25 protein-coding genes and 1 tRNA gene are annotated in these 24,404 nt (G+C 66.2%); 8 read left to right on the top strand and 18 right to left on the bottom strand.

Annotated elements, in window-relative coordinates:
* Positions 1-43: 43 nt before the first annotated feature.
* The 3 genes from QF092_RS07925 to QF092_RS07915 are packed head-to-tail and all read right to left on the bottom strand — an operon-like array spanning position 44 to position 2,738.
* On the bottom strand, positions 44-1,387 hold the full coding sequence (locus tag QF092_RS07925) for a TRAP transporter large permease (protein ID WP_281469174.1): 1,344 nt from the start codon (positions 1,385-1,387) through the stop codon (positions 44-46).
* Positions 1,384-1,950 carry a TRAP transporter small permease subunit gene (locus tag QF092_RS07920; protein ID WP_281469845.1) on the bottom strand — a complete coding sequence of 189 codons (567 nt, stop codon included), beginning with the start codon at positions 1,948-1,950 and terminating at the stop codon, positions 1,384-1,386. Before QF092_RS07920 ends, QF092_RS07925 begins: the two co-directional genes overlap by 4 nt.
* An 8-nt stretch (positions 1,951-1,958) precedes the next feature.
* On the bottom strand, positions 1,959-2,738 hold the full coding sequence (locus QF092_RS07915; RefSeq protein WP_281469172.1) for an N-formylglutamate amidohydrolase: 780 nt from the start codon (positions 2,736-2,738) through the stop codon (positions 1,959-1,961).
* A 182-nt stretch (positions 2,739-2,920) separates the two neighbouring features.
* On the opposite strand from QF092_RS07915, the gene QF092_RS07910 reads away from it, so the two are divergent.
* A complete protein-coding gene (locus QF092_RS07910) occupies positions 2,921-3,790 on the top strand; it encodes a MurR/RpiR family transcriptional regulator (RefSeq protein WP_281469170.1) in 870 nt (289 codons plus the stop codon).
* A 216-nt stretch (positions 3,791-4,006) separates the two neighbouring features.
* On the opposite strand, the gene QF092_RS07905 is transcribed toward QF092_RS07910, so the two are convergent.
* Entirely contained in the window at positions 4,007-4,876 is an 870-nt protein-coding gene (locus tag QF092_RS07905; protein WP_281469168.1) for a DMT family transporter, read from the bottom strand.
* A gap of 89 nt (positions 4,877-4,965) precedes the next feature.
* Positions 4,966-5,727, bottom strand: coding sequence for an adenosylcobinamide-GDP ribazoletransferase (gene cobS / locus QF092_RS07900; protein WP_281469166.1), 762 nt, complete (start codon positions 5,725-5,727; stop codon positions 4,966-4,968).
* Positions 5,728-5,807: 80 nt separating this feature from the next.
* Between cobS and cobT the strand changes: the two genes are divergently transcribed.
* Positions 5,808-6,824, top strand: coding sequence for a nicotinate-nucleotide--dimethylbenzimidazole phosphoribosyltransferase (cobT, locus tag QF092_RS07895; RefSeq protein WP_281469164.1), 1,017 nt, complete (start codon positions 5,808-5,810; stop codon positions 6,822-6,824).
* A 169-nt stretch (positions 6,825-6,993) separates the two neighbouring features.
* Here the strand turns inward: cobT and QF092_RS07890 are convergent, their stop codons facing one another.
* Positions 6,994-8,982, bottom strand: a complete 1,989-nt coding sequence (locus QF092_RS07890; protein WP_281469162.1) for a cation:proton antiporter domain-containing protein — start codon at positions 8,980-8,982, stop codon at positions 6,994-6,996.
* A gap of 104 nt (positions 8,983-9,086) precedes the next feature.
* A complete protein-coding gene (locus tag QF092_RS07885) occupies positions 9,087-12,098 on the bottom strand; it encodes a translation initiation factor 2 (RefSeq protein WP_281469160.1) in 3,012 nt (1,003 codons plus the stop codon).
* 168 nt (positions 12,099-12,266) lie between these two features.
* On the opposite strand from QF092_RS07885, the gene QF092_RS07880 reads away from it, so the two are divergent.
* A complete protein-coding gene (locus tag QF092_RS07880) occupies positions 12,267-12,962 on the top strand; it encodes an SIMPL domain-containing protein (protein ID WP_281469158.1) in 696 nt (231 codons plus the stop codon).
* Between the two features lie 69 nt (positions 12,963-13,031).
* On the opposite strand, the gene QF092_RS07875 is transcribed toward QF092_RS07880, so the two are convergent.
* Positions 13,032-14,324 carry an O-acetylhomoserine aminocarboxypropyltransferase/cysteine synthase family protein gene (locus tag QF092_RS07875; protein WP_281469156.1) on the bottom strand — a complete coding sequence of 431 codons (1,293 nt, stop codon included), beginning with the start codon at positions 14,322-14,324 and terminating at the stop codon, positions 13,032-13,034.
* Between the two features lie 186 nt (positions 14,325-14,510).
* Between QF092_RS07875 and QF092_RS07870 the strand changes: the two genes are divergently transcribed.
* Complete coding sequence (locus QF092_RS07870) at positions 14,511-14,924, top strand: VOC family protein (protein WP_281469154.1); 414 nt, start codon at positions 14,511-14,513, stop codon at positions 14,922-14,924.
* Between the two features lie 486 nt (positions 14,925-15,410).
* Here QF092_RS07870 and QF092_RS07865 read toward each other — a convergent pair whose 3' ends face one another.
* Positions 15,411-15,863 carry an Lrp/AsnC family transcriptional regulator gene (locus QF092_RS07865; protein WP_281469152.1) on the bottom strand — a complete coding sequence of 151 codons (453 nt, stop codon included), beginning with the start codon at positions 15,861-15,863 and terminating at the stop codon, positions 15,411-15,413.
* 73 nt (positions 15,864-15,936) lie between these two features.
* On the opposite strand from QF092_RS07865, the gene QF092_RS07860 reads away from it, so the two are divergent.
* Positions 15,937-16,536: a LysE family translocator gene (locus QF092_RS07860; RefSeq protein ID WP_281469150.1), complete on the top strand. Its 600-nt coding sequence runs from the start codon at positions 15,937-15,939 to the stop codon at positions 16,534-16,536.
* A 148-nt stretch (positions 16,537-16,684) separates the two neighbouring features.
* Here the strand turns inward: QF092_RS07860 and QF092_RS07855 are convergent, their stop codons facing one another.
* The 3 genes from QF092_RS07855 to QF092_RS07845 form a co-directional block, all read right to left on the bottom strand.
* Positions 16,685-17,668, bottom strand: a complete 984-nt coding sequence (locus tag QF092_RS07855) for a hypothetical protein (protein ID WP_281469149.1) — start codon at positions 17,666-17,668, stop codon at positions 16,685-16,687.
* Positions 17,669-17,687: 19 nt separating this feature from the next.
* On the bottom strand, positions 17,688-18,482 hold the full coding sequence (locus QF092_RS07850) for a dimethylarginine dimethylaminohydrolase family protein (protein ID WP_281469147.1): 795 nt from the start codon (positions 18,480-18,482) through the stop codon (positions 17,688-17,690).
* Positions 18,483-18,669: 187 nt separating this feature from the next.
* A tRNA-Tyr gene (locus QF092_RS07845) sits at positions 18,670-18,753 on the bottom strand.
* Between the two features lie 123 nt (positions 18,754-18,876).
* On the opposite strand from QF092_RS07845, the gene rlmB reads away from it, so the two are divergent.
* Together rlmB and QF092_RS07835 are read left to right on the top strand one after the other, a co-directional pair.
* Positions 18,877-19,665, top strand: coding sequence for a 23S rRNA (guanosine(2251)-2'-O)-methyltransferase RlmB (rlmB, locus tag QF092_RS07840; RefSeq protein ID WP_281469144.1), 789 nt, complete (start codon positions 18,877-18,879; stop codon positions 19,663-19,665).
* Between the two features lie 176 nt (positions 19,666-19,841).
* Positions 19,842-20,255, top strand: a complete 414-nt coding sequence (locus tag QF092_RS07835) for a CoA-binding protein (protein ID WP_281469143.1) — start codon at positions 19,842-19,844, stop codon at positions 20,253-20,255.
* Between the two features lie 180 nt (positions 20,256-20,435).
* Here the strand turns inward: QF092_RS07835 and QF092_RS07830 are convergent, their stop codons facing one another.
* From QF092_RS07830 to hisA, 4 genes are all read right to left on the bottom strand, one after another.
* Positions 20,436-20,747: a phosphoribosyl-ATP diphosphatase gene (locus tag QF092_RS07830; protein WP_281469142.1), complete on the bottom strand. Its 312-nt coding sequence runs from the start codon at positions 20,745-20,747 to the stop codon at positions 20,436-20,438.
* The gene (gene hisF / locus QF092_RS07825; protein WP_281469141.1) at positions 20,744-21,505 is read right to left on the bottom strand and encodes an imidazole glycerol phosphate synthase subunit HisF; all 762 of its coding nucleotides are present in this window, start codon (positions 21,503-21,505) and stop codon (positions 20,744-20,746) included. Before hisF ends, QF092_RS07830 begins: the two co-directional genes overlap by 4 nt.
* Positions 21,506-21,573: 68 nt before the next feature.
* The gene (locus QF092_RS07820; RefSeq protein ID WP_281469140.1) at positions 21,574-21,855 is read right to left on the bottom strand and encodes a hypothetical protein; all 282 of its coding nucleotides are present in this window, start codon (positions 21,853-21,855) and stop codon (positions 21,574-21,576) included.
* Between the two features lie 54 nt (positions 21,856-21,909).
* Positions 21,910-22,629 (bottom strand): 1-(5-phosphoribosyl)-5-[(5-phosphoribosylamino)methylideneamino]imidazole-4-carboxamide isomerase, encoded by a 720-nt coding sequence (gene hisA / locus QF092_RS07815; protein ID WP_281469139.1) that lies wholly within the window; start codon positions 22,627-22,629, stop codon positions 21,910-21,912.
* 149 nt (positions 22,630-22,778) lie between these two features.
* On the opposite strand from hisA, the gene QF092_RS07810 reads away from it, so the two are divergent.
* Positions 22,779-23,174 (top strand): DUF2147 domain-containing protein, encoded by a 396-nt coding sequence (locus tag QF092_RS07810; protein ID WP_281469138.1) that lies wholly within the window; start codon positions 22,779-22,781, stop codon positions 23,172-23,174.
* Between the two features lie 15 nt (positions 23,175-23,189).
* Here the strand turns inward: QF092_RS07810 and QF092_RS07805 are convergent, their stop codons facing one another.
* Both QF092_RS07805 and hisH read right to left on the bottom strand, forming a co-directional pair.
* On the bottom strand, positions 23,190-23,489 hold the full coding sequence (locus QF092_RS07805; protein WP_281469137.1) for a hypothetical protein: 300 nt from the start codon (positions 23,487-23,489) through the stop codon (positions 23,190-23,192).
* 153 nt (positions 23,490-23,642) lie between these two features.
* Positions 23,643-24,281, bottom strand: coding sequence for an imidazole glycerol phosphate synthase subunit HisH (gene hisH / locus QF092_RS07800; RefSeq protein WP_281469136.1), 639 nt, complete (start codon positions 24,279-24,281; stop codon positions 23,643-23,645).
* Positions 24,282-24,404 lie beyond the last annotated feature (123 nt).

Raw genomic sequence — 24,404 nt, 5'->3', positions numbered from 1 at the left:
CAGCCTCCTTGTTGGAACGGGGTTAGCGCCCCGTGTCGGTGTCTCAGTTCGGGTAGATCAAATTGGGCAGCCAGAGCGCAATGCCGGGGAAGACCATCAGCAGCGCAAGGGCCAGCACCATCACCAGCACGAAGGGAACGACAGAGCGGTAGATATCGCCCATCGTGATTTCCGGCGGCGCGAAGGCGCGCATCAGAAACAGGTTATAGCCGAAGGGGGGCGTCAGATAGGCGATCTGGCAGGTGATCGTGTACAGCACGCCATACCAGATCAGCACATCCTGCGGCGGGATGCCCAGATCGAGCGTTGCCACCAGCGGCACATAAAGGGGGGCCACGATCACCAGCATGGCGGTGTCGTCAAGGAACATCCCCATCAGCAGGAAGGAGAGCTGCATCAGGATGAGGATTGTCCAAGGACCGAAGCCCAAACGTTCGACGAAGAGGCTTTCGATGGCCTTTACCGCGCCCAGCCCGTCAAACACCGCGCCGAAGGCCAGCGCGGCAAGGATGACCCACATGAACATGCAAGAGATGAAGAGCGTGTTGCGGGTGGCGACCTCAAAGACCGTCCGGTTCATCCGGCCCTTGATCACGGCGGCGCTGACCGTTGCGGCGACGCCGATGACCGAGCTTTCGACAAGCGAGGTCCAGCCATAGATGAAGGGGAACATCATCGCAAAGAAGATGATGAAGGGCAGGGCGCCTGCCCGCAGCGCGTGTAGCTTTTCGGCGCGGGTGATGGAGGCGCGTTCCTCGGCCCCCATGGCAGGGCCAAGCTCGGGTTGCAGGCGGCACCGGATGGTCACGTAAAGGATGAAGAGGGTGGCCATCATAAGGCCGGGCAGGATACCCGCCAGCCAAAGTTCGGACACCGGGGCGCGGGCGATCATGGCGTAAAGCACCAGCACGACCGAAGGCGGGATCAGGATGCCAAGCGAGGAGCCCGCCTGAATGACGCCTGTCACCATCTGTTTCTGATAGCCGCGGCGGAGGAGTTCGGGCAGCGCGATGGTGGACCCGATGGCCATGCCCGCGACAGACAGCCCGTTCATGGCCGAAATCAGCACCATCAGAAGGATCGTCCCGATGGCAAGGCCGCCCGGAATGGGACCGAACCAGACATGGAACATGCGGTAAAGGTCATCGGCGAGGCGGCTTTCGCTCATGATATAGCCCATGAAGACGAACATGGGCAGCGACAGGAGCGGATACCATTTCATCAGCTTCATCGCCTGCGAGAAGCCCATATTGTGCCCCCCCGTCCCCCAGAGCGCCATGGCGGCAAGGACGGCGACGAAGCCGATGATCCCAAAGACGCGCTGCCCCGTCATCATCATGAGGAGCATGGTCGAGAACATGAGGGCGGCGATCATCTCGTAGGTCATTGGATCGGTTCCCCACGGATGGTGGCGATATCCTTCGCCAAGGCGGACAGCGCCTGAAGCAGCATGAGGAAGAAACCGATGAGCATCACGAGTTTGATGGGCCAGAGATAGGGCCGCCACGCGGTCGGGCTGCGTTCAAGGCGGCCGATCTGCGGCCATGACAGGCCAAGGGCGGAGGTGTCGGGGTCGGTCCAGCGGATGCCGAGCGAATAGCCGAAGCTTTCGGCAGCGCCCCAGATCAGGATGGCGAGATAGAAGATCAGGGCAAAGACGGTGAAGCCGTCCCACCAAGCGCGGCGGACGGGGGATTGCTTGGCATAGAAGAGGTCCATGCGAACATGCGCCTCGTTCTGCATCGCATAGGGGCCGCCGAGGACGTAATAGGCGACCATCACGAATTGCGCCATTTCCAGCGTCCAGAGGGACGGGTTGAAGAAGGCCTTCGAGATCGAGGACCACATCAGCACCGCCATCAGCACGAAGAGAAGATACATGGCAAAGCGGCCCACGCCGTAATTCAGGCGATCCACCAGTCGGACGAAACCTATGACGAAGCGGGGCATGGTGCGGGTCACGCGGGTTCGGGGGTGAGGGTGGCCATGGCGGCGGCGAGGACGGGGGCAAGGGTGGCGGCCATCGCCGCCTCGGCTTCCGGCGTGGCGATGAGGTCGTTCCTGACCTCAAGCATGGCGTTCGGCAGGCCATAGGGCGTGGCGTGCAGGCGCAGGGTATGGGTCACGTCATCCTTGGCCGAATAGGGTTCGTTGAGTTCGGCGCGCAGGGCGGTGCGGGCGTGGGCTTCGGCCAGAATGGCGCGGGGAAGGCGGTCGTCCGCGTCATGGATGACGCCGAATTCCACTGCGCGGGGTTGGCCGAAATAGACGGGGGTGAAGCTGTGGATGGTGATGAGCGCCGGGTGCAGGCCAAGGGCGATGCGGCCCATCAAAACGGCGTGGAGGCCGTCATGGAAGGGAAGATAGACGGCGGCGGTGCGGGCGGCGCGGTCTTCGGGCGAGAGGGCGGCATTGCCGGGGATGTCGTGGATCTCTGACCGGGCGGGCATGGCGCCGGCCATGTCGGGCGCGCGGTTGCAATCATAGACAAGGCGCGAGACGGGAGCATGGATCAAGACCGCATCGAGATGCCGCGCCAGCCCGCGCGCCAGCCCCAGCGCGCCGGGGTCCCAAGCGATATGGGCGTGGCGCTGGGCATCCGTCAGGCCCAGATCGCCCCAAGCGGAGGGGATATGGTTTGAGGCATGTTCGCAGACGATCACCGCCCGGCCTTTGGCGGCGGCATTCTCGATCACGGGCGGAAAGCCCGTGCTTTGGTCGCTGCGGCCCGCGGTCATGCGCGAGGAATCCCCCTGTTGTTCTTGGCCAAGCGTCCTCTGCCCGCGCGGGGTCTGTCAAGAATTTTTCGGGATGATTTTTTCTGTTACAATTTTTTCTGTGCCCGATCTGCGGGGGGATTCGGCAAGATCGGGGCCGAGTGCCCGAAGCTTGTGCAGGGCGATGCGGAAAGGGCCAAAGCATGGCAATCGCCGAAACGATCGAAGAGCGGATGCGCGCCGCGATGGGCGATCTGACGCGGGCAGAGCGGCAATTGGCCAGCCATATCCTGACGCATTATCCGATGGCGGCGCTGGGGTCGATTGCGGAACTGGCGCGGGCGTCGGGCGTGTCGAACCCGACGGTGGTGCGGCTGTGCCAGAAGCTGGGCTTCAAGGGATATCCGGATTACCAGCATGCGCTGCGCAGCGAGGTGGAGGCGATGCTGGTGTCGCCGCTTGCCAAGCATGACCGATGGGCGGGGGGGGTGCCTGATACCCATATCCTGAACCGTTTCGCCGATGCGGTGGTGGCGAACCTTCAGGCGACGCTGGGGCAGATCGACCATGCGGAGTTTGACGCGGCGGCGGCACTGTTGGCCGATCCGGGGCGGCGGGTCTTTGCCATGGGGGGGCGGATCACCCATGCGATGGCGGAATATTTCGTCACGCTGATGAAGAATGTGCGCCCCAATGTGACGCTCTTGTCGGGGATGTCGAACACATGGCCACCCGCGTTGCTGGATATGGTGCCGGGGGATGTGCTGGTGGTCTTCGACATCCGCCGGTACGAGAATTCGGTCCTGCAATTGACGGAATTGGCGGTGGAACAGGGGGCAGAGGCGGTGCTGATCACGGACCGCTGGATGTCGCCTGCGGCGGCGCATGCCAAGCATGTGCTGGCCTGCCATATCGAGGCGCCGAGCGCGTGGGACAGCACGGTGTCGCCGCTGGTTCTGGTGGAGACGCTGCTGGCATCGGTGCAGGACCGGACTTGGGCGGCAACGGAAGCGCGTCTGAAGCGGTTGGAAGAGCTATACGCCCGGTCGCGGTTTTTTCGGCGACATCGTTAGGACGGGGGCAGGATTGCCCATCCTCCGGGGGCAAGGCAGGACCGTCAGGGCCAGCGGTGGCCGATCAAAAGACGGCGTGGGATGTTGATCTGATCCGTCGCTTCGCCAGAGAGCAGGCGATCGTTCGGATGGAGCGCCATTTTATGTCTCGCAGGCGGCCGGGGCGGGGCGCGGGTATTGCAGGTGAGATGCGGTCACGGGGAAGAGCGGGAGGGATCAAGCCGCGGCGCGGCGGGCGCCGGACAGCCCGTTCATCGTAACCGCCACAAGAAGGATCGCGCCGCCCAGAAAGGTGGCGCTGCTGGCGGTTTCGCCGAGGAAGAGCCAGACCCAGAGGGGGGCGAGCATCACCTCGATATTCGACAGAAGGGCGGATTCGGCGGCAGGCACCACGCGGCTGCCCAATTCGTAAAGCACCATCCCGCCCGACAGTGTGACCGCCCCCATCGCCATGGCCCAAAGCGCGTCGGGTGCAGGCACGGCGAGGGTTTGGCCCATTTGGCCTGCGATGACGGCCCCGGCAAGAAGCGAGAAGAGCCCGCCCAGAAGGACGGAGGGCAGGCTGTCGCTGACCTTGCCCCAGCGCAGGGTGACGGTGAAGACGGCAAAGCCCAAGGCCGAAAGAAGGGCCGCGATATTGCCCGCCATCGCCCCGCCTGACAGATCATCGCGCACCATGACAAAGATACCTGTCAGGGCGACGGCCATGGCGGCCCATGTCTCGGCCCGGACCCGTTCGCCCAAGGTCATCCAGCCGATCAGCGCGGTGAGGAAGGGCGAGGCGGCAAAGAGGAAGACGGCATTGGCGATGGTGGTGGATTGGATCGAATAGATGGCGCCTGCGAAGGCGCCCACAAGGCCAAGCCCCCCCAAGGCCCCCGGCAGGCCCACGGCCCGGATGGCGGGCAGGGGCGAGCCGCCCGCGCGCCAGACAAGGAAGGCCAGTAGGACCGGGATCATCCCCATGGACCGCCAGAACAGCGTGGCCCAAGTTCCGGCGGCATCGATCTGGCGGAAGATCAGGCCTTGGGTCGACCAGAGCACCCCCGCCGTGACCACCAGAACCATCCCCAAACCGTAGCGCATCGCATTCTCCTGCCCGTGGGCACAAGGGCGCATGGGAAGGGGCGGGCGTCTGTTCCGTTCGCGACGGGGTGGGTCGGGAAGGTGCAGCCTTAGGTCAGGTGGGCGGCGGCGAAGGCCAGTGCTGCGGCCTCGGCCAGTTGCTGGCTTGCGCCAAGGATATCGCCTGTTTGCCCACCGATACGCGTCTTGGCGGCGCGGGCGAGGAAGAGGCTGGTGGCGAGGGCGGCGAGTGCCATGGCTAGCGTGGCGCTGCCTGTGGCGAGAAGGGTGAGGATCAGCGCGATGGCGCAGGCAGCAAGCGCGGCGCGGCGCGGCGGTTGACCCGTGAGATGGGAGAGGCCTGTGCCGCGCGCATTGGGCAGGGTGGCGATCAGCACGGCCATGGGCGCGCGGGACAGGGCACCGACGGCGATCAGTGCGGCCCAGTGCTGCCCTTGGGCGAGAAGGGCGGCAAGCGCCGACCAGCGGATGAGGGTGACGAGGATCAGCGCGAGCGCGCCATAGCTGCCGATGCGGCTGTCCTTCATGATTTCAAGCCGCCGCTCCTTGTCGCGCCCGCCCAGCAGGCCGTCTGCGGTATCGGCGAGGCCGTCTTCGTGCAGGCCCCCGGTCAGGAGCGCGCCCGTCAAAAGGGCGATGGCCGCCGCGATGCCGGGTGAAAGGCCGAGCCAGAGCGCGAGCGATGCGGCCAAGGCCGCGATGGCGCCGAGAGTTGCGCCTACCACGGGCCAGGCCCAAGCGGCGCGCGGGCTGGGGGTGATGTTGCGGGCGGGCAGGGGCAGGCGGGTGAGCAGGCCGAAGGCTGCGACCAGATCGTCAAGCGCGCGGGAAGCCGTGTCGCGGCTGATCATGGATGCGTCCTTTCCCGGCTGGCCTTTGACGATGGCCTTAGGTAGCCAAGAGCGCGTGACCCTTCAATGAGAGACATTCCATGACCATGCCCTTTGCATCGCTTTCCGAGTTCCGTTCGATCCTGTCGCGCCTGCCTGCGCCCGATGCCGGGGCCTTGGCTGCGGCTGGCGCGCGGAACGGGCAGCTGACCAAGCCGCCGGGGGCGCTGGGTCGGTTGGAGGATCTGGCGATCTGGGTCGCGGGCTGGCAAGGGGTGGAAAAGCCGCGCTGCGACCGCCCGCAAGTGGTGATCTTTGCCGGGAACCATGGGGTGGTGGCGCAGGGGGTTTCGGCCTTTCCGGCCGAGGTGACGGTGCAGATGGTGGCGAATTTCACCCATGGCGGGGCGGCGATCAATCAGCTGTCCCGCGCCTTCGGCGCAGAGATGGCGGTGCATGCGCTGGAGCTTGATCGCCCGACGGTGGATTTTACCACAGGCCCCGCGATGCGCGAGGACGAGGTGGTTGCGGCCTTGGCCGTGGGGTGGAATGCGGTGGACCCTTCGGCTGATCTGCTGGTGACGGGCGAGATGGGGATCGGCAACACGACGGCGGCGGCGGCGCTGGCGGCGGCGCTATTTGGCGGCGATGCAGGGTCTTGGGTCGGGCGCGGCACGGGGGTGGATGACGCGGGGTTGCAGCGGAAGGCCGATGCGGTGGCGCGGGGGCTGGCCTTGCATGGCGGCGTCTTGGGTGACCCTCTGGAGGTGCTGCGCTGTTTGGGCGGGCGGGAACTCGCGGCCATGGCCGGGGCCATCGCGCGGGCAAGGGTCGAGCGGGTGCCGGTGGTGCTTGATGGGTTCATTTGCACGGCCTCGGCGGCGGTGTTGGAGAAAGCGGTGCCCGGCGCGCTGGACCATTGCGTGGCGGGGCATGTCAGCGCGGAGGGCGGCCATGCGCGGCTGCTGGCGGCTTTGGGCAAGACGCCGCTTTTGAACCTTGGGCTGCGGCTGGGGGAAGGGTCGGGGGCGGCCTTGGCACTGGGCGTGGTGAAGGGGGCGGTGGCCTGCCTGTCGGGCATGGCGACCTTTGCCGAGGCCGGGGTTTCCGGCGGCTGACGGTTTTTGAGCGGAGCGGGCATGCGCCCGCGTTCCTTTTGCCTCGGCTGCGCGGCGTGCCGCCGCTTGCCTCAGGGCGAGGGGGCGTCCCCCCCCCCCCCGCCGGTCATCGCGGGCGATGACCGCCGCCCCCCGTGGGATATGTTTCGACAGGAATTTTGGGAAGGGTTCAGGGAGCCTTGGCCCGGTTGGGGTGATCGGTGCGGAGGTCATCCTCCACCTCTTCAGGGGTGGGGTCTGGCAGGGGGGCGGGGATGTCTTCGCCCGCCATGGGCTGGGTTTCGTGCAATTCGTCGATCAGCGCGGTTTCGAGATCGCGGTCAAGCTGCTTGGCCCGTTCGATATAGGCGTCGTTCAGATGGACGGGCTGGCCCGGCACCCAGAGGCTGGCCAGATCGCGCATCGCGGCGCGGTCGACCTTGAAATAGGTTTGCGAGAGTTTGGCCGCCTCATATTCCGTGAAGCCCATGTTTTCGAGCACATAGCGGCCTGCGCGAATAGAGCTATCGAAGGTTTCGCGCACGATGTCATTCGCGCCGGCCTGAAAGAGTTCATAGACATGCACCCGGTCGCGGGCACGGGCGACGATATGCAGGTCGGGGCGTTCAGAGCGGGCGTAATGGACGATGCGGTTGGCGTTTTCGCGGTCATCCACGGCGACGACGAGGACGGAGGCATCCATCAGACCGGCGGAATGCAGGAGGGCGGGGTTTGAGGGATCGCCGAAGAAGCCCTTCACGCCGAAGCGGCGCATGGTTTCGATCGTGGCCATGTCGCTGTCGAGGACGGTGGTGGTCAGGCCCGACATGCGGATGAGGCGGTTCACCACCTGACCGAAGCGGCCGATCCCGGCGATGAGGACGCGGCCCTTTTCATCGATCTCATCCGGGGTTTGGCTGGGCGCACGGGGGCGCAGGCGGCGGGCGAGGCGTTCATAGGCGATGAAGAGAAGCGGCGTGAGCAGCATGGAGAGCGAGATGACAAGAAGCGTCGTCTGGCCATGGCCCACCGACAGGATCCCTTGCTGGCGCGCGAAGGAGACGAGGACGAAGCCGAACTCCCCCGCCTGTGCGAGGCCGAGGGTGAAGAGCCAGCGGTCGTGGTTCTTGAGGCGGAAGAGAAGAGAGAGGAGGAAGAGGACGGCGGCCTTCACCGCGATCAGCGCGAGGGTCAGGCCGAGGATGGTGCCCGGCTGGCTGAAGAGCGCGCGGGTGTCTATGCCGATGCCCACGGTCATGAAGAACAGGCCGAGGAGGAGGCCCTTGAAGGGTTTGATATCGGCTTCGATCTGGTGGCGGAATTCCGAGTTGGCCAGAACGACGCCCGCGACGAAGGTGCCAAGCGCGGGGGACAGGCCCACCAGCATCATCAGGAAGGCGATGCCCAGCACGATGAGGAGCGAGATGAAGGTCGACATCTCGGGCAGGCGGGAGGCATGGACGAAGCGGAAGACAGGGCGCGACAGGAAATGCCCTGCCAGAACGATCCCCGCCACGATGGCGAGGGTAAGGCCGGTCACGGCCCAGTTGGGCAGTTGTTCAACCAGCGTGAGCAAGGGTTCGGCGGCGCTTTCCGCGCCATGGGCGGTGTCGGCTGCCTCCCCATTGCTGATGCCGTATTGATCGGCGGTCGGCCCAATGATGGCGGGCAGCGCGAGGAGCGGCAGGAAGGCCAGCATGGGGATGACGGCGATATCCTGCGTCAGCAGCACCGAGAAGGAGGCGCGCCCCCCGGCGGTGCGCATCAGGTTCTTTTCCGTCAGGGTTTGCAGCACGATGGCGGTGGAGGAGAGCGACAGCACCATGCCAAGGGTCAGCGCCACCTGCCAGACAAGGCCCAGCCAGACCAAGGCCCCCGCGATGGCCGCTGCGGTCAGAACGACTTGTAGCCCGCCCAGCCCCAGCAGGCGATGGCGCATGTCCCAGAGCGTGCGGGGTTCCAGTTCCAGCCCGATGAGGAACAGCATCAGGACGACGCCGAATTCGGCGAAATGCTGCAAATCGGCGGTATCGGCCCCGGCAAAGCCGAAGACCGGACCCACAAGGATGCCTGCCGCGAGATAGCCCAGCACCGAGCCAAGGCCGAGGCGCACCGCGACCGGCACGATCAGGACGGCGGCGGCGAGGTAGATGCTGGCTTCGAGGAGAAGACCCTCCATCGCGCTGTCCTTCGTGCTGTCATGGGATGGCCTGCTGGCGGGCCGATCATGCCAAGGATGCGCCGAAGCGGGGCGTCAGCGCAAGCGTTGCAGACTGCGACGGATCAGCTGTTGGGAAGTTCGAGGACCACCATACGACCGCGCTTTTCATAGCGCAGTTCCGAGGCGGTGATGGCCGCGACGCGGCCGCCATCGAGACGGTCGCCCACCTCGACCTTCACATAGCGGCCATTGGGGTTGCGGACGAGGGCATAGCGTTGCGACGAGGTGCCGTAGACGCCGATCAGGTTGATGTCGCGCAGGTCGATCGCGTTGCGGACGGTGGCTTGTTTGGCCACATTTGCCGAGGAGGGGATGCGCGGGGCGGCGGAGGCGACCTCGGGTTCGTTTTCCTCGACGGCATAGGGGGCGTCGTCTTCGGGAACCGGGGTCGGATCGGGCTGGCGGATCGCGGCGGCGACGGCCTCTTCCACGGCGCGGTTCATGTCTTCGGGCCGGGCGGCGGGGCGGCGCGAGATGGCAAGTCCGATGGGGGTGACGGTGCCTTCGGGCGCGATGAGGGCGAGGCTGCCGTTGTTGGAGGCGGTGGCGGGGGCGATCAGGCCAGCGGCGACGGCCTCGGCGGCAAGGGTGCCGGGGCGGGCGGCGGGGCGAACGCTCGCAAGGCGGGTGGCGAGTTCCGGCGAGAGGGCGGCATCATCCTCGGTCGCGGTTTCGGTGGGTGCGGCGGGCGGCACGAGGTTTGCGGGCCGGGGCAGCGGGCGGTTGTCGGCCAAGGTCGGATCGGCGGGGATGACGAATTGTTCTTCCGCAGGGGGAACCGCGACTTCGGTCGCGGTTTGCGGGTCGGCGGTTTCCGGTGCCGCGTTGCGCGCGGCCAAGGCCGCGTCAATCGCAGCGGCGGCGGCGGCCTCGGCGATGGAGGCCGGGCGTTCGGGCGGGGTGCGCGGCGGCGTGCCCGCCGTAAGCAGAACGCCCTCGGGGGTGACGATCCCCTCGGGCGTGGCACGGATCAGACCGTTTTCGTCGAACTGGTAGACCGTGCCGAAGGGTGGCGGCGGCTGTTGCGCCGCTGGTGGCGCGTCGCCAAGCGCGGCGGGTTGGGGCAGGGCCACCGGATCGACCGTGCGCGGTGCTGCGTCAGAGGCGGCGAGGAAGATTTCGTCCTGCGGTTCCGTGCCGGGGCTGGCAGGGGCCGGGTCGGCGGCAACGATGGTGGTGGCCGGTGCCGGTTCCGGGGTGGGTTCCGGTGCGACGGCAAGGTCAGTGGCGGGTGCAGCGGCAAGGTCTGCGGCAGGTGCGGCGCTATCGATTGGAGCGGCATTCGGGTCGATGGCCTGCATCACCACGCCATCGGCGGCGGCTTCGTCTTCGGCGGTGGCCTCAATCTCGGCCGGATCGACGAGATCGGCCAGCATTTCGTCTTCCGGGGCGGGAAGCGTGCTGTCTTCGGCGGCCGGGGCCGGATCGGCGGCGGCGACCTCCACCTCGGCCTCGGTCGGCTGATCGCGCCAGCTGACGTAATAGGTGGAAAGGCCTGCCGCGAGGGCGAGCATGATGAGAAGAAGCCCTGTCAGGATCAGGCCCAGATGACGGGGCTTGCCGCGCACGGGCATCGGCCTGGTTCCAAGGCCGACGGGGCGTTTGGCCGTGGCGGGTGCGCCGCCGTCGGCGGTTGTCGCGGCGGCGGCAGCGGCGGCGGCGGCGGCGGTCGCGGCGGCGGTGGCAATGGGGGCCACAACCTTGGCCTTGCGGCCACCGGGGATGGAGGGGGCGGTCACCAAGGATCCAAAGCCGCGCAAGGCCTTGGCGGGCGGAGCGGCGGGCTTTTCGCCGGGGGTCTCATAGCTGAATTTCGGGGGCGGGCGGACGCCTGCCGGACGGTCGGCCTTGCCCTCTTTGCGGGGCGGCACCACGGGTGCGGCGGCGGGCGCGGGCCGGGGGGGTGTGCGTTCGGCCACCGGGGGCGGCAGGTCATCGGCCAGATCACCACCACGGCGGCCATAGGCGGCGAGCGCCGGGCCGGATGGCATTGGCGGCAGTTCATCCTCGACCGACGGATCGACAAGGACCGAGGCCGCGGGTTTGCGGATCGCCGCACGGTCGTCGATGGTTTCTTCCGCCACGTCGATGGCCATCGGCGCCTCATCGACATCGGGGATCGCGCTGTCGAGGACCGAGGGCTGCGAGGGCACATCTGCCGGGGCAAGGGTCGCGGCGATGGCTGCCGGGTCCACCGTTGCTTCGGAAAGCGAAGGCTCGGGCTGGAGGGCGGCAGCGAGGTCGTCTTGCAGGCTTTCGGCGGTTTCGGGGGCTGTCTGGTCAGCGAGTACCGGCCCCGGATCGGGTGCGGTGGTTTCTGCGACCGGTTCGACGGGTTCGGGGTTGGGCGCGGGCTGGGCAACAGGCTCGGCCTGTGCCTCTGCGGGGGCGTCAACCGGGGTGTTGGCGGGCGGCGGTTCGCTGGGTTGCGCCTCTGGCGGAGCCTCTGCTGCCACATCCGGGGCCGCAGTTTCAGCAACAGCGTCGGTCGGCGCTTCGGGCGCGGCTTCCGGGGGGGCCGGGAAGGGCGCGGAAGCGAGGCGGATTGGGTCTTGATCGCGTTCGACCTTTTCCCCTGCCTTCAGAAGGCTGGCGGAATGGGCCGAGGGGCCGAACCACGGCTCACCGCCATAGGCGGGATCATCGGGGATGGCCACGAAGGAGACGGGGTTGAAGCCGTTCGATAGGGCAAACCCTTCCGCCTCGTCCAGCGTTTCGCGGGCAAGGACGGCGACCTGCACCGTCGGACCCTTGCCCCAGTGATCCCAGACCAGATCGGCCACGTCATAGGGGGTTTGGCCTTCCAATGCGGCGACGATCTGCGCGCGGCGCTTGGCGGCGTCGGGGCCGGGGGCCTGCACCTCGATATATTTGATCTGGGAATTCGGGATGACGAGTTTCGTCGTGATGCCCGTGGGTTCAAGCGCCTCGGCCTTGGCGCGCAGGGCGGCGAGGGCGGCAGGCAGATCGTCGGTATCAAAGGGGGTGGCCCCGATTTCAGCCCAGCCGCGCCGCGTACGGTGCAGCAGCGCAATGCTGTCATCGGTGAAGTGCAGGGCGAAATTCGGCTTCATGGCGCGGGTCTAGCACAGCTTGCGGCACGGCGGGAATGACAGGCCGAGATTGCGCAATTATCTACAGCAGCTTTTTGCCGAAGGAAAGGCAAGGACACGATATCCTGACTGGACTGGCCGCCTTTCCGAGGTGGAAAATGTGCAAATCCGATCACGAGGAGCTTTGACATGCGTGTTCTTTCGGCAATTTTCTTTTCGGTGGCGCTGGCCTTGCCGGGGCTGGCGCTGGCCGAAGTGGCCCCTGCCACGATCACGGTGACAGGGGAAGGCACGGTGACGGCGGCCCCCGATCTGGCCACGATCAGCCTTGGCGTGACAACGCAAGGCGTGACGGCCGCCGATGCGATGGCGGCCAATACGGCTGCCTTGACGGCGGTGCTGGACCGCGTGAAGGCGGCGGGGGTAGAGGGGCGCGATGTCCAGACATCGACCTTGAACCTGAACCCCAGCTGGTCACATGGCGATGGGTCGTCGATGCCGATGATACAGGGCTATGTCGCCACGAATGTTGTGCAAATCCGGGTGCGCGAGATGGCCCGCCTTGGGGGCGTGCTGGATGCGGCGATCACGGATGGGGCCAATACGTTGAACGGGATCAGCTTTGGGATGGCCGAGCCGGAACCTGCGCTGGACGAGGCGCGCAAGGCGGCGGTGGCTGCGGCGCGGGCGCGGGCGGAGTTGTTGACGCAGGCGGCGGGCGTGGGACTGGGGCGGATCGTTTCGATCAGCGAGGGCGGCGGATATATGCCACCTGCGCCGATGTTTCGGATGGAGGCCGCGATGGCAGATGCCCCGGTTCCGGTCGAGGGTGGCGAGGTCGGGGTGACGGCGAATGTCACCATCACATGGGAAATCGCTCAGTAGCGGTTGGATATTTCCTGCATTTCGCAGAGCAAGGGGCGCGGGAAACCGCGCCCCCTTTTTCACTTTCGATCAAGCAGTGGCTTTGGCCAAGGCCTGATCCAGATCGGCGATGATGTCATCGGCATTCTCGATCCCGATCGAGACGCGCACCACATTGGGCGCGGCCCCGGCCTTGATCTGCTGCTCTTCGGTCAACTGGCGGTGTGTGGTCGAGGCCGAATGGATGATGAGAGAGCGGGTGTCGCCCAAGTTCGCCACATGGGAGAAAAGCGTCACATTGTCGATCAGCTTGACGCAGGCGTCGTAGCCGCCCTTGACCGCGAAGGTGAAAAGAGCCCCCGCCCCCTTCGGGCAGATGCGCGCCATGCGGTGATGATAGGGCGACGAGGGCAGGCCCGCATAGGTGACGTAATCGATGCGCGGGTCTTTTTCGAGCCATTCCGCCACCTTGCGGGCGTTTTCGACATGGCGGTCCATGCGCAGCGACAGGGTTTCGATCCCCATCAGCGTGTAATGTGCGCCCTGCGGGTTCATCGTCATGCCAAGGTCGCGCAGGCCCACGGCGATGGAGTGGAAGGTAAAGGCCATCGGCCCCAGCGCGGGGTGGAAGGCCAGCCCGTGATAGGCGGGTTCGGGTTCCGAAAGCGAGGGGAACTTGCCCGACTTGGACCAGTCGAACTTGCCGCTATCGACCACGATCCCGCCCGTCACCGTGCCATTGCCGGTGAGGTATTTGGTGGCGGAATGCACCACCAGCGTCGCGCCATGTTCGATGGGGCGGCAGAGATAGGGGCTGGCGGAGGTGTTGTCGACGATCAGCGGCAGGCCGACCTTGTCGGCCACGCCCGCCACGGCGTCGAGGTCGGTGATGTAACCCCCCGGATTTGCTATGGATTCGCAGAAGATGGCGCGGGTGTCATCATCGACCGCCGCCTCGATTGCGGCGAGGTCGTCGAAATCGACGAATTTGGTGGACCAGCCGAAGCGTTTGATGGTTTGGCTGAACTGGGTCATCGTGCCGCCATAGAGGCGGGTGGAGGCGATGATGTTCTTGCCCGGTCCCATCAGCGGGAAAAGCGCCATGATTTGCGCGGCATGGCCCGACGAGCAGCAGATCGCCCCCGCCCCGCCTTCGAGCGCGCAGACGCGGTTGGCGAGCGCCGAGACGGTGGGGTTCGTCAGGCGGGAATAGATATAGCCGACCTCTTGCAGGTTGAAGAGTTTCGCGGCGTGGTCGGCATCGCGAAAGACATAGGCCGTGGTCTGATAGATCGGCACCTGACGCGCGCCGGTGGCGGGATCGGGGGCGGTGCCCGCATGGATCTGGAGCGTCTCGAAGGCTAGCTGGCGGTCGTCGGACATCGGGTTCCCCTCCCAAGGATTGCAATCGCGGGCGAGGGTAGGGGATGGCGGGCAGGCTGTGAAGGGGGCCGTGCAAGAAAGGGGAATCCTCTCCATTTCCAAGGGTTTGGGGGTCCGGTTTTTCGCCTTGCGGGGGGCGGGGGGAAGGCTAGTCTCGGCTTTGGGCGAATGACGGGAGGAAAGACCATGCTGACGCCGTTTCATCTGGCGATCCATGTGACGGATCTGGACGCCGCGCGGGGATTCTATGGCGGGATCCTGGGCTGCGCCGAGGGGCGGTCGGCGCCGACATGGGTGGATTTCGATTTCTTCGGCCATCAGTTGAGCCTGCATCTGGGCGAGCCCATGGCCAATGCCGCCACGGGACGGGTGGGCGAGAAGCTGGTGCCGATGCCGCATTTCGGCTTGGTGCTGCATTTGCCGAAGTGGCAGGAATTGGCGGCGCGGCTGCAGGCGGCGGGGGTGGAGTTCGTGCTGGAGCCGCAGGTGCGGTTTCAGGGAGAGCCGGGGGAGCAGTGGACAATGTTCTTCCGCGACCCGTCGGGCAACCCGATCGAGGTTAAGGGAGTCCCGACGCTGGAGGCGGTTTTCGCAAGCTGATTCAGGGGTTTGGCTGGCAAGGCTTGTGCCGGGATTTGTGCCGCCTTTTGTGCAGCAAACTGTGCATACAATTTCGGGCAGGCAGGGGCCGCCAATTATGGTTAAGGGTGCGTGGCTGCACAGATCTTGGCGCGGTGGCCTGAAGGAGGATGTCTCTTTTTTCGTTGGGGCGGGGGGTCTTTTGCCTGTGGGCCTTGGCGCGGGTGTCGGGCGGGGCTTTTGAGTATTTGGGCCAAGGTGAAGGGGCGGGGCAGGGCGTTAACCTTAACGGGGCGGTAGGGTGGCGGGCCTTGACTTTGTCCTTTGGGCGTAGCGCGAGTGTCGGGCGGGGCTTTTGAGTATTTGGGCCAAGGTGAAGGGGCGCGGGCAGGGCGTTAACCTTAACGGGGCAAGACGGGGTGCCGCCTCTGTTGGGTTTGATCCTTCAGGGCCTGCGCATCGGAAACTGGGTAGGGCGGGGGTCAAGCCCGGGCAGGGCGCGGGGCGTCAGGCGCGGTCGTCTTTGGGGCTGCCCATGACGACGAAGGTGGTGATGGATTGCACCTGCGGCAGCGTGCCCAGCACATCGGTGTGCCAGTGCTTGTAGGCGGCGAGGTCGGCGCAATCGACGCGCAGCAGATATTCCACCGTTCCGGTGATGTTGTGGCATTCGGTGACCTGCGGGGCGCGGGCGACGGCGCGTTCAAAGGCCTCTTGGCTGGCCTTGGTATGGGTGTTGAGGCCGACGGTCACATAGGCCGTGAAGCCGATGCCGAGCTGGGCGGGATCAAGCACAGCGCGGTAGCCCTTGATGAGGCCGGACCTTTCCATCTCTTGCACCCGGCGGAGGCAGGCGGAGGGGGAGAGGCCGACCCGTTCGGCAAGGGTCAGGTTGGCGATCCGGCCATCGCGGCGGAGTTCCTGCAAGATGCGGGCGTTTATGGCGTCAATTTTCGTCATTTGTTGTGCAGATTGCACCCGAAGCGCGGCATTTGCAATCCTGCGGCGCGGGTTTCATGGCATGGATTGCGGCATGACATATGAGCTTTTCCTTGCCCTTCTGGGCTTTGCCTTCGTCACCTCGGTCACGCCGGGGCCGAACAATATGATGCTTTTGGCCTCTGGGGTGAATTTCGGGCTGCGGCGGACGGTGCCGCATATGCTTGGCATCTCGGTCGGGCATTCGGTGATGGTGTTTCTGGTGGGGCTGGGTGTGGCGGGGGTGTTTCTGGCCCATCCTTTTGCGCTGATGGCACTGAAGGTGGCGGCGGTGGGCTATATGCTGTGGCTGGCGTGGAAGATCGCCCGGTCCGGCGCGCCGGGGGAGGGCAAGGCCGCCGGGCGGCCGATGAGTTTTCTTCAGGCGGCGGCGTTTCAATGGGTGAACCCGAAGGCATGGGCCATGGCACTGGGTGCGGTGGCGGCCTATGTGCCGGAGCCGTCGGTTGGGGCCTATGCGGCGGTGGCGGCGGTCTTTGCGGCGGTGAACCTGCCGAGCGTTGCGGTCTGGGCGGCGGCCGGGCAGGGCGTGCGGCGCTGGTTGCAGGGGCCGGGGCGGCTGCGGGCGTTCAATTGGGGGATGGCGGGGCTGTTGGTGGCGTCGTTGATCCCGGTGCTGGGGATGGAGATGTGACGGGGGCGGCTGGGTGCGGCGGGGAGGAACCCCGTCCTGCGGGCGATGTGTGGCGCTGCGCTGCGATGGGGCGGGGCAGCGCGTCTTTGGGCCAAGATGCAGCCCGGCGGGGATGGAAGGGCGGGGGCGTCTGCCGCGCCTTTCGGCGTCAACGGACCCAGAGGCCAGCGCGTTTGATGGCGTTGCGGATCGCCTGTTCCTTGCGCGGCAGGTTGGCGCGGTCGAAGAGGGCGCGCACGTCCTGCCCCTGCCCCTTGTAGAGCATCTTCTTGAAGGGCGGGTATTGCATCAGGATTGCCTTGACCTTGGGGTCGGCGGCGGCGGTCTGCATGGCGGCCACGGCGGCATCGCTTTCGCGGGCGAAGAAGAGGGGGAGGATGCGCCAGTGGCAGGTGAGGGGGCCGTCGAGGCCTGCGAGGTCTGGCCCCGGGCGGCCACCGCCCAAGGCATGGATCACGAGGGGCAGCGCCACCTGATCGAGCCATGGGTCAAGCGCTTGGCAGACCAGCGCCGGACCCGGGTCGCGGGCGATTTCGGTGGCGTATTTCAGGAAGAGCGCACCAAATCGGTGGGGGCTTTCGTGAAAGAACCAGCCTGCGTTGAAATAGAGATAGCGCTGCCAGTATTCGTCGGGTTGGGACAGGTCGAGGCTGCTTTCGAAATCAAGGCCGAAGCGGCGATAGAGGCTGCCCCAGATATCGGAGTAGTCCGGGCCGTAGAGTTCGATCTGTGGCCAGGTGCCTTCGCGTTTCATGCTGGCGGAGGGGCGGGTGAAATCGGGCGCGAGGGTGGAGATGTCGCCCGTGATGATCGTGTCTGTGTCGAGAAAGAGGAAGGGCGCGTCGGGGATATGGGCCAGCGCCTCGATCTTGTTGCCATGGGGGTAGCGGGCGCCGAAGGCGCGGCTGTCGAAGGGGATCACCTCGGCCCCCAGATCGGCGAGGAGGTCGAGGGTGGCGGGATCGGTGATCTGCGGGTTTTCCTTGCCCCACAGGAGGCCGGGGCGCGGGGTGGCGATCAGAAGGCGGCCTTGGAAGCCCGGCGCATGGGCGCGCAGGGACGCGGCAAGGAGGATGGCCTCGTATTGCAGCCGTCCGGCTTGGCCGATGCAGAGGATGTTGAACACGGTCACCTTTGACGCCTTTGGTCAGTCAGGACGGGGTGAAGCGGAGGGATAGGCAGGACATGCCGCCGTCGAGTTTGGCGCATTCGGAATTGCCGATCTCGGCCACGTTGTAGCCTGCCGCTTCGATCCGCGCGCGCGTGCCGGGGAAGCCTGCGGGCATCAGGACCACGTCATTGAAGCGGATCGTGTTGGCGGCGGCCTCTTCGCCGGGGGCGGTGTGGATCAGTTTGTAGCCGTCAAAGCAGCCCGAGGCAGAGAGGCGTTCGGTAGAGAGGATGGTATCGCCATCCAGAAGCGAGCAGTCGGTCTTGAAATGCAGGACGCCGGGGGGGGTATGCACCTCGCGCAAGCTATGGCCCCAAGCGGTGACGATGGCGCGCAATTCCGCGATGCCTGCGGCATCGGTGCGGGCGGATTGGCCAACGAGGATTTCGCGGCCCGTGACGAGGATATCGCCGCCTTCGATGGTGCCGGGGCCTTCGATGCGCGCGATGGTGGTGTAGAGGGCGCGGAGATGAGGGGCCATTTCGGCCGCTTCGCCCAGACGGGTGGGGGCGCCGGGGCGCATGATGATGGCGCCTTGGGGCAGGCAGAGGGCGGTATCCTCGACGAAGACCGAGTCAGGATAGGCGTCGAGGGCGGGGAGTTCGATCACCGTGGCCCCCGTGGCGCGGAGGGTGGCGATATAGGCCGCGTGATGCGCCTCCATCGTGGCGAGGTCGGGCGTGCCGGTATCGACCGCGCGCAGGCCATGGGTGATGGAGGCCGCCGGGCGGCGGGTGATGGCATGGGTGAAGCGGAAGGAAGCGTCATTTGTCATGAGCGGGAGAAGTAGCAGAGGAATGGCGGCGGGGCGACAGGGGAATTGTGGGGGCCGCGTCTTGGGTGCGTGTCGTCGGGCGGGAAGCTAGGGGCGCGAAAAGATGTGTGGGCATGCGCGCGGGCCATGGCCAGAGGGGCACGGGCATCCGGGGGCGGCACATTTGGGGGGCGTGTTTGGGGGAGAGTGGTGGGCGACCCTGGAATCGAACCAGGCATGGGTCTCCCCGGCGGAGTTACAGTCCGCTGCCGCACCTTGCAGCACGTCGCCCGACGCGACGCGGGGGATAGCCGAGGGGGGAAGGGGCGTCAAGACGGAAAGCGGCGGGAAATCGCGCTTGCATCCGGGGCGGTTCGGGGGACATGGATGGGGAGAGCGAGAAGGGGATGCGGGCATGAAGACCGGGGCCAAGAAACCCACATGGGTGATCGACAAGGAACGCGCGAAGCGCGCCGAGGCGAAAGAGACGGTCTGGCTGTTCGGCATTCATGCGGTGCGGGACGCGCTGGTCAATCCCGCGCGGGAAAAGCTGCGGCTGGTGGTGACGAAGAACGCCCATGACCGGCTGGAGGCGGCGATTGCCGAAAGCGGGATGACGGCAGAGATCGTCGATCCGCGCAAGTTCGACGTGCCTATCGACGAGGGATCGGTGCATCAGGGGGCGGCGCTAGAGGCGCGGCCCCTGAATTGGGGCAAGCTTGCGGATGTGGCGATATCGGGGGCGGGGGCGCCCTTGGTCGTGCTGCTGGATCGGGTGACGGACCCGCATAATGTGGGGGCGGTGCTGCGGTCGGCGGAAGTCTTCGGCGCACGGGCGGTGATCGCGCCGCGCCATCATTCGGCACCCGAAACGGGGGCCTTGGCCAAGACGGCGAGCGGGGCCTTGGAGCGGCAGCCCTATCTGCGGGTGACGAATCTGGCCGATGCGATGGTGGAGTTGAAGGAGATGGGATTCGTTCTGATCGGCCTTGATGGCGACGGGACGGTGCCCTTGGCCGAGGCCATCGCTTCTGTGGGGACGCGGCCTGTGGGACTGGTTCTTGGGGCCGAGGGGCCGGGGCTGCGCGACAAGACACGCGAAACCTGTGATGTGATTGCGCGCATCCCCTATGCCGGGGGCTTTGGGTCGCTGAATGTGTCGAACGCAGCGGCGGTTGGGCTTTATGCGGCGTCGCAGCGGTAGACCTGCGTGGCTTTGTTCACGAATGTGGGAACAGGTCTTAAAATCGGGACTGCGCTATCTATGTCACAGAGCAGGGAGCGGGTACGGAACACCCGCGTCTCGTTCACTGTCCCTCGTTCCGCGACTTGGCGCCCGGCCGCAGAGGCCCGGGCGCCTTTTTCATCTGGTGGTAAGCCATGACCGATGAGGATATCCGCCGTCTGCTGACCGAAACGCGCACGATTGCCGTGGTGGGCTGGTCGCCCAAGCCGGAGCGGCCAAGCCATCGGGTGGCGGCGTTCCTGAAGGCCAAGGGGTTTCGGGTGATCCCGGTCAATCCGGGGCAGGCGGGCGAGGTCGCGCTGGGCGAGGTGGTGCGGGCCTCCTTGGCCGAGATCGGCGGTGGGGTGGACATGGTGGATATTTTCCGGCGGTCCGAAGAGGCGGGCGCGGTGGTGGATGAGGCCTTGGCGGTGCTGCCGGGGCTGAAGGCGGTGTGGATGCAATTGGGTGTGGTGGATGAGGCGGCGGCGGAGCGGGCAGAGGCGCGCGGCGTGGCGGTGGTGATGGATCGCTGCCCGGCAATCGAGATGCCGCGTTTGGGGATGTGAGGGGGCGAAATCTGGCGCAGATTTCGCGTCGGAAACTGACGCAGTTTCCGGGAAGGGCGCGGTGGGGTCGTGGGGCGACCGAAGGTTGCGACCAATTCCGTGTCGTGGACAGGAGTTCTGCGCGGCCAGGCGCGTTAGAACGAAGCTGCGGATTTCCTTGACGACATTCGGCCGGGCTGATCAGCCCCGCGCGGCCTTTTCCGCAAGGCCCGATGTGCCGTGGCGGCGGTCGAGTTCGGCCAGCACATCCTCAAGCGCCACATCGCGGGCGGCAAGCATCACGAGGAGGTGGTAGAGGACATCCGCCGCCTCATAGGTCAGCTTTTCGCGGTCGCCCTTCACGGCTTCGATGATCGCCTCGACGGCCTCTTCGCCGAATTTCTCGGCGCATTTTTCGGGGCCTTTGGACAGGAGCTTGGCCGTCCATGAGGTTTCGGGATCGGCCCCCTTGCGGGCAGCGATGGTGGCGGCGAGGCGGTCGAGGGCGGTCATGTCAGCCTCATGGGGATGCCTGCGGCGGCCATATGTTCCTTGGCCTGCCGGATGGTGTAATCGCCGAAATGGAAGATCGAGGCGGCAAGCACGGCAGAGGCCCCGCCGATGGTGACGCCTTCGACAAGATGGTCGAGCGTGCCGACACCCCCGGAGGCAATCACCGGGATCGGCACCGCGTCGACGATGGCGCGGGTGAGCGGCAGGTTGAAGCCTGCCCTTGTGCCGTCGCGGTCCATCGAGGTGAGCAGGATTTCGCCCGCCCCTTTCGCGGCGACGGTGCGGGCGAATTCCACGGCGTCGATGCCTGTGGGTTTGCGCCCGCCATGGGTGAAGATCTCCCATTTGCCCGGCGCGGTGGTCTTGGCGTCGATGGCCACGACGATGCATTGGCTGCCGAAACGGTCGGCGCTGCGGGCCACGACATCCGGGTCGGCCACGGCGGCGGAGTTGAAGCTGACCTTGTCAGCCCCGGCAAGCAGGAGCGCGCGCACATCTTCGGGTGTCCGCACCCCGCCCCCCACGGTGAGGGGCATGAAGCACTGTTCCGCCGTGCGGGTGACAAGGTCGAACATCGTGCCGCGGTTTTCATGGGTGGCGTGGATGTCGAGGAAGCACAGCTCATCCGCGCCAGCGGCATCATAGGCGCGCGCGGCCTCGACCGGGTCGCCGGCATCGCGGAGATCGACAAAGTTCACGCCCTTCACCACGCGGCCATCGGCCACGTCGAGGCAGGGGATGATGCGGGTCTTGAGCATGGCGGTCATCCTTGGGCTTGCCGCCTCATAGCGGGGGATGGCGGAAAGGGCCAGTGGGTCGCGAGAGATCAGCGCAGCCCGCGCCGGATCAGCGCGAAGAGCGCGAGGAGAAGGAGAAGCACCGCCAGCACGGCGGCGAAGGGCAGGGTGACAAGGCCCAGCCAATGGAGCGTGATCGACGTGGTCAGCGCATCCGCCCAATCCGTGCCCATGATGCGGCAGGTGGCAAAGGCCCCGCCATCGGGGATGCAGCCGGCCGCACGGGCAATCAGGATCGCCGCCGCGGCGATCAGCAGGGGCAGGAGGCACAGCAGAAGCAGGGCACCGAGAATGGCAAAGGCAACGCGCATGGGTGGCAGAATAGCGGCTTTGCGCGCGGCTGTCTTGCGGCTTTGGCGGTCAGGTCAGGCCTTGAGCGCCTTGATCGCCGCCGCAAGGTCGATGGCCCCGTCATAAAGCGCACGCCCCGAAATGGCCCCCGCGATCACGCCTGTATCGCGCAGGGCGATGAGGTCTTCCATCCGGGCCACGCCGCCTGATGCGATGACGGGGATGCTGACGGCGCGGGCCAATGCCTCGGTCGCGTCGACATTGGGGCCGCCCATGGCGCCGTCGCGGTCGATATCGGTGTAGATGATCGCGGCGACCCCGGCATCTTCAAAGCTGCGGGCAAGGTCGGTGGCGATGACATCGGTCTCTTCCGCCCAGCCCTTGGTTGCCACGCGGCCCTTGCGGGCATCGATGCCGACGGCCACCCGTCCGGGGAAGGCGCGCGCCGCTTCGCGCACCAGCGCGGGGTTTTCCACGGCAACCGTGCCAAGGATCACGCGGGCCAGCCCTTTTTCCAGCCAGCGGGCGATGGTGGCCATGTCGCGGATGCCGCCGCCCAACTGGGCCGGAACAGTGATGCGGGAAAGGATCGCCTCGACCGCCGCGCCATTCACGGGTTCCCCCGCGAAGGCGCCGTTGAGGTCGACCAGATGCAGCCACTCGCAGCCTGCGGCCTGAAAGGCTGCGGCCTGTGCGGCGGGGTCTTCGCCAAAGACGGTGGCCGCCGACATTTCACCGCGCAGCAGGCGGACGCATTTGCCGTCTTTCAGATCGATGGCCGGGTAAAGGATCATGGCGCGGGCACCTGCGATTGGGGTCGGCTGCGCTTTGGCATGGGGCGGCGGGCAGGGCAAGGGGGGCGCGACCCAACGTCAGGCTTGATTGGCGGCAAAGCTTGGCGAAGATGGCAGCGGTTCGAGGCGTAGCTGGGAGGAGTTGCCCGATGAAGCGGATGATGATGGCGGTCGTGATGGGTCTTGGCCTTGCCGGGGCGGCCCATGCGGCGGACCCTGTGGAAGGCATTTGGAAGACGAAACCCGATGACAACGGGAATTTCGGACATATCGAGATCAAGCCCTGTGGCGAGGCCTTTTGCGGCACGCTGATCCGCGCCTTCGACAGTTCCGGGGCGGAGGTGGAAAGCCCCAATGTCGGCAAGCGGATCGTCTGGGACATGATGGCCGCAGGCGATGGTGCCTATGAGGATGGCAAGGTCTGGTCCCCGGATCGGGACAAGACCTACAATTCCAAGATGGAACTGAACGGGAATGGCCTGTCGGTCAAGGGCTGCGTTCTGGGCATCTGCCGGGATGGCGGCACCTGGACACGGGTGAATTGATCGGCTGGGCGCGGGTCAGCAGCTTATGCGACCGCGCCTTTCGCCACTGTCGCCGATGAAACTATCGCCGAGGGGGCGGCAGCCCGTCGCCTCGGCCACCGCGCGCAGCATCTGTTCCGGGATACCGCGTTGTGCGGCAGGGGCGGCATAGCCGTGGCGGATCACCTGCACGCGGTTGTCGCGGCGAAAGACGGTGAAGGCACGCCCGTCGATGGTGACGGCGGTCTTCGATGCGCCAAAGAATTCCGGCGAGGGGGAAGCGCAGGCGGACAGCAGCAGTGCCACCAGAAGGGCGCGGGCAGGCAAACGGCACATGGGACACCTGTTCACTGGGAAATATACAACCACAGGATGCGCCCTTCGCCATCACGGTGCAAGCGCCGGGCGGTCTTGGGCGGGGGGGAAGGCCCCTTTATCTTGGCCCAAATTTGCATCTTGCTGACGGTTGCACCCCGAGCGACGTCAGGATCAGGGTGCCCAGCGTAGGAAATTGCCGATCAGGCGCAGGCCCATGGCTTGCGATTTTTCGGGGTGGAATTGGGTTCCGACGACCGTGCCGCGTCCCACGATGGCGGTGATCGGGCCGCCATAATCGACATGGGCCAGAAGATCGGCGGGATCGGTCACGCGGAATTGGTAACTGTGGACGAAATAGGCGTGATCGCCAGTGGCGATGCCGTCGAGAACGGGATGCGGGCGGTCAAGGATCAGGTCGTTCCAGCCCATATGCGGCACTTTCAGCGCCGGATCGGCGGGGGTGATGCGCGCCACCTCGCCCCCGATCCAGTCGAAACCCGGCATGTCCTCATATTCCCGGCCCCATGTCGCCAGCATCTGCATGCCGACGCAGATGCCCAGGAACGGCTTGCCTTGCGCGACGCCGTCCGAGATCGCCTCGAAGAGGCCGCCATAGCTGCCCAATGCACGGCGGCAGGCCGGGAAGGCGCCATCCCCGGGCAGAACGATCCGGTCGGCGCGGGCGACATCTTCGGGCCGCGAGGTCACGAGGATGTCGCCCGCGTCCATCTCGGCCGCCATGCGCTGGAAGGCCTTTTCGGCGGAATGGAGGTTGCCGCTGTCATAATCGACGAGAACGGTCAGGGGCATAGTACGGCTCCGGCGCGGACGAAGAATTTTCGGACGAAAATTCTTCGGGGGAGAGAGAAGAATTTTCGGATGAAAATTCTTCGTTCGGCGGGGGGCCAAGAATTTTCAGTGAAAATTCTTGGC

The sequence above is a fragment of the Fuscovulum ytuae genome (genome assembly GCF_029953595.1).
GTDB classification, from domain to species: domain Bacteria; phylum Pseudomonadota; class Alphaproteobacteria; order Rhodobacterales; family Rhodobacteraceae; genus Paragemmobacter; species Paragemmobacter ytuae.
This window is presented reverse-complemented; position numbering and strand designations above follow the sequence as displayed.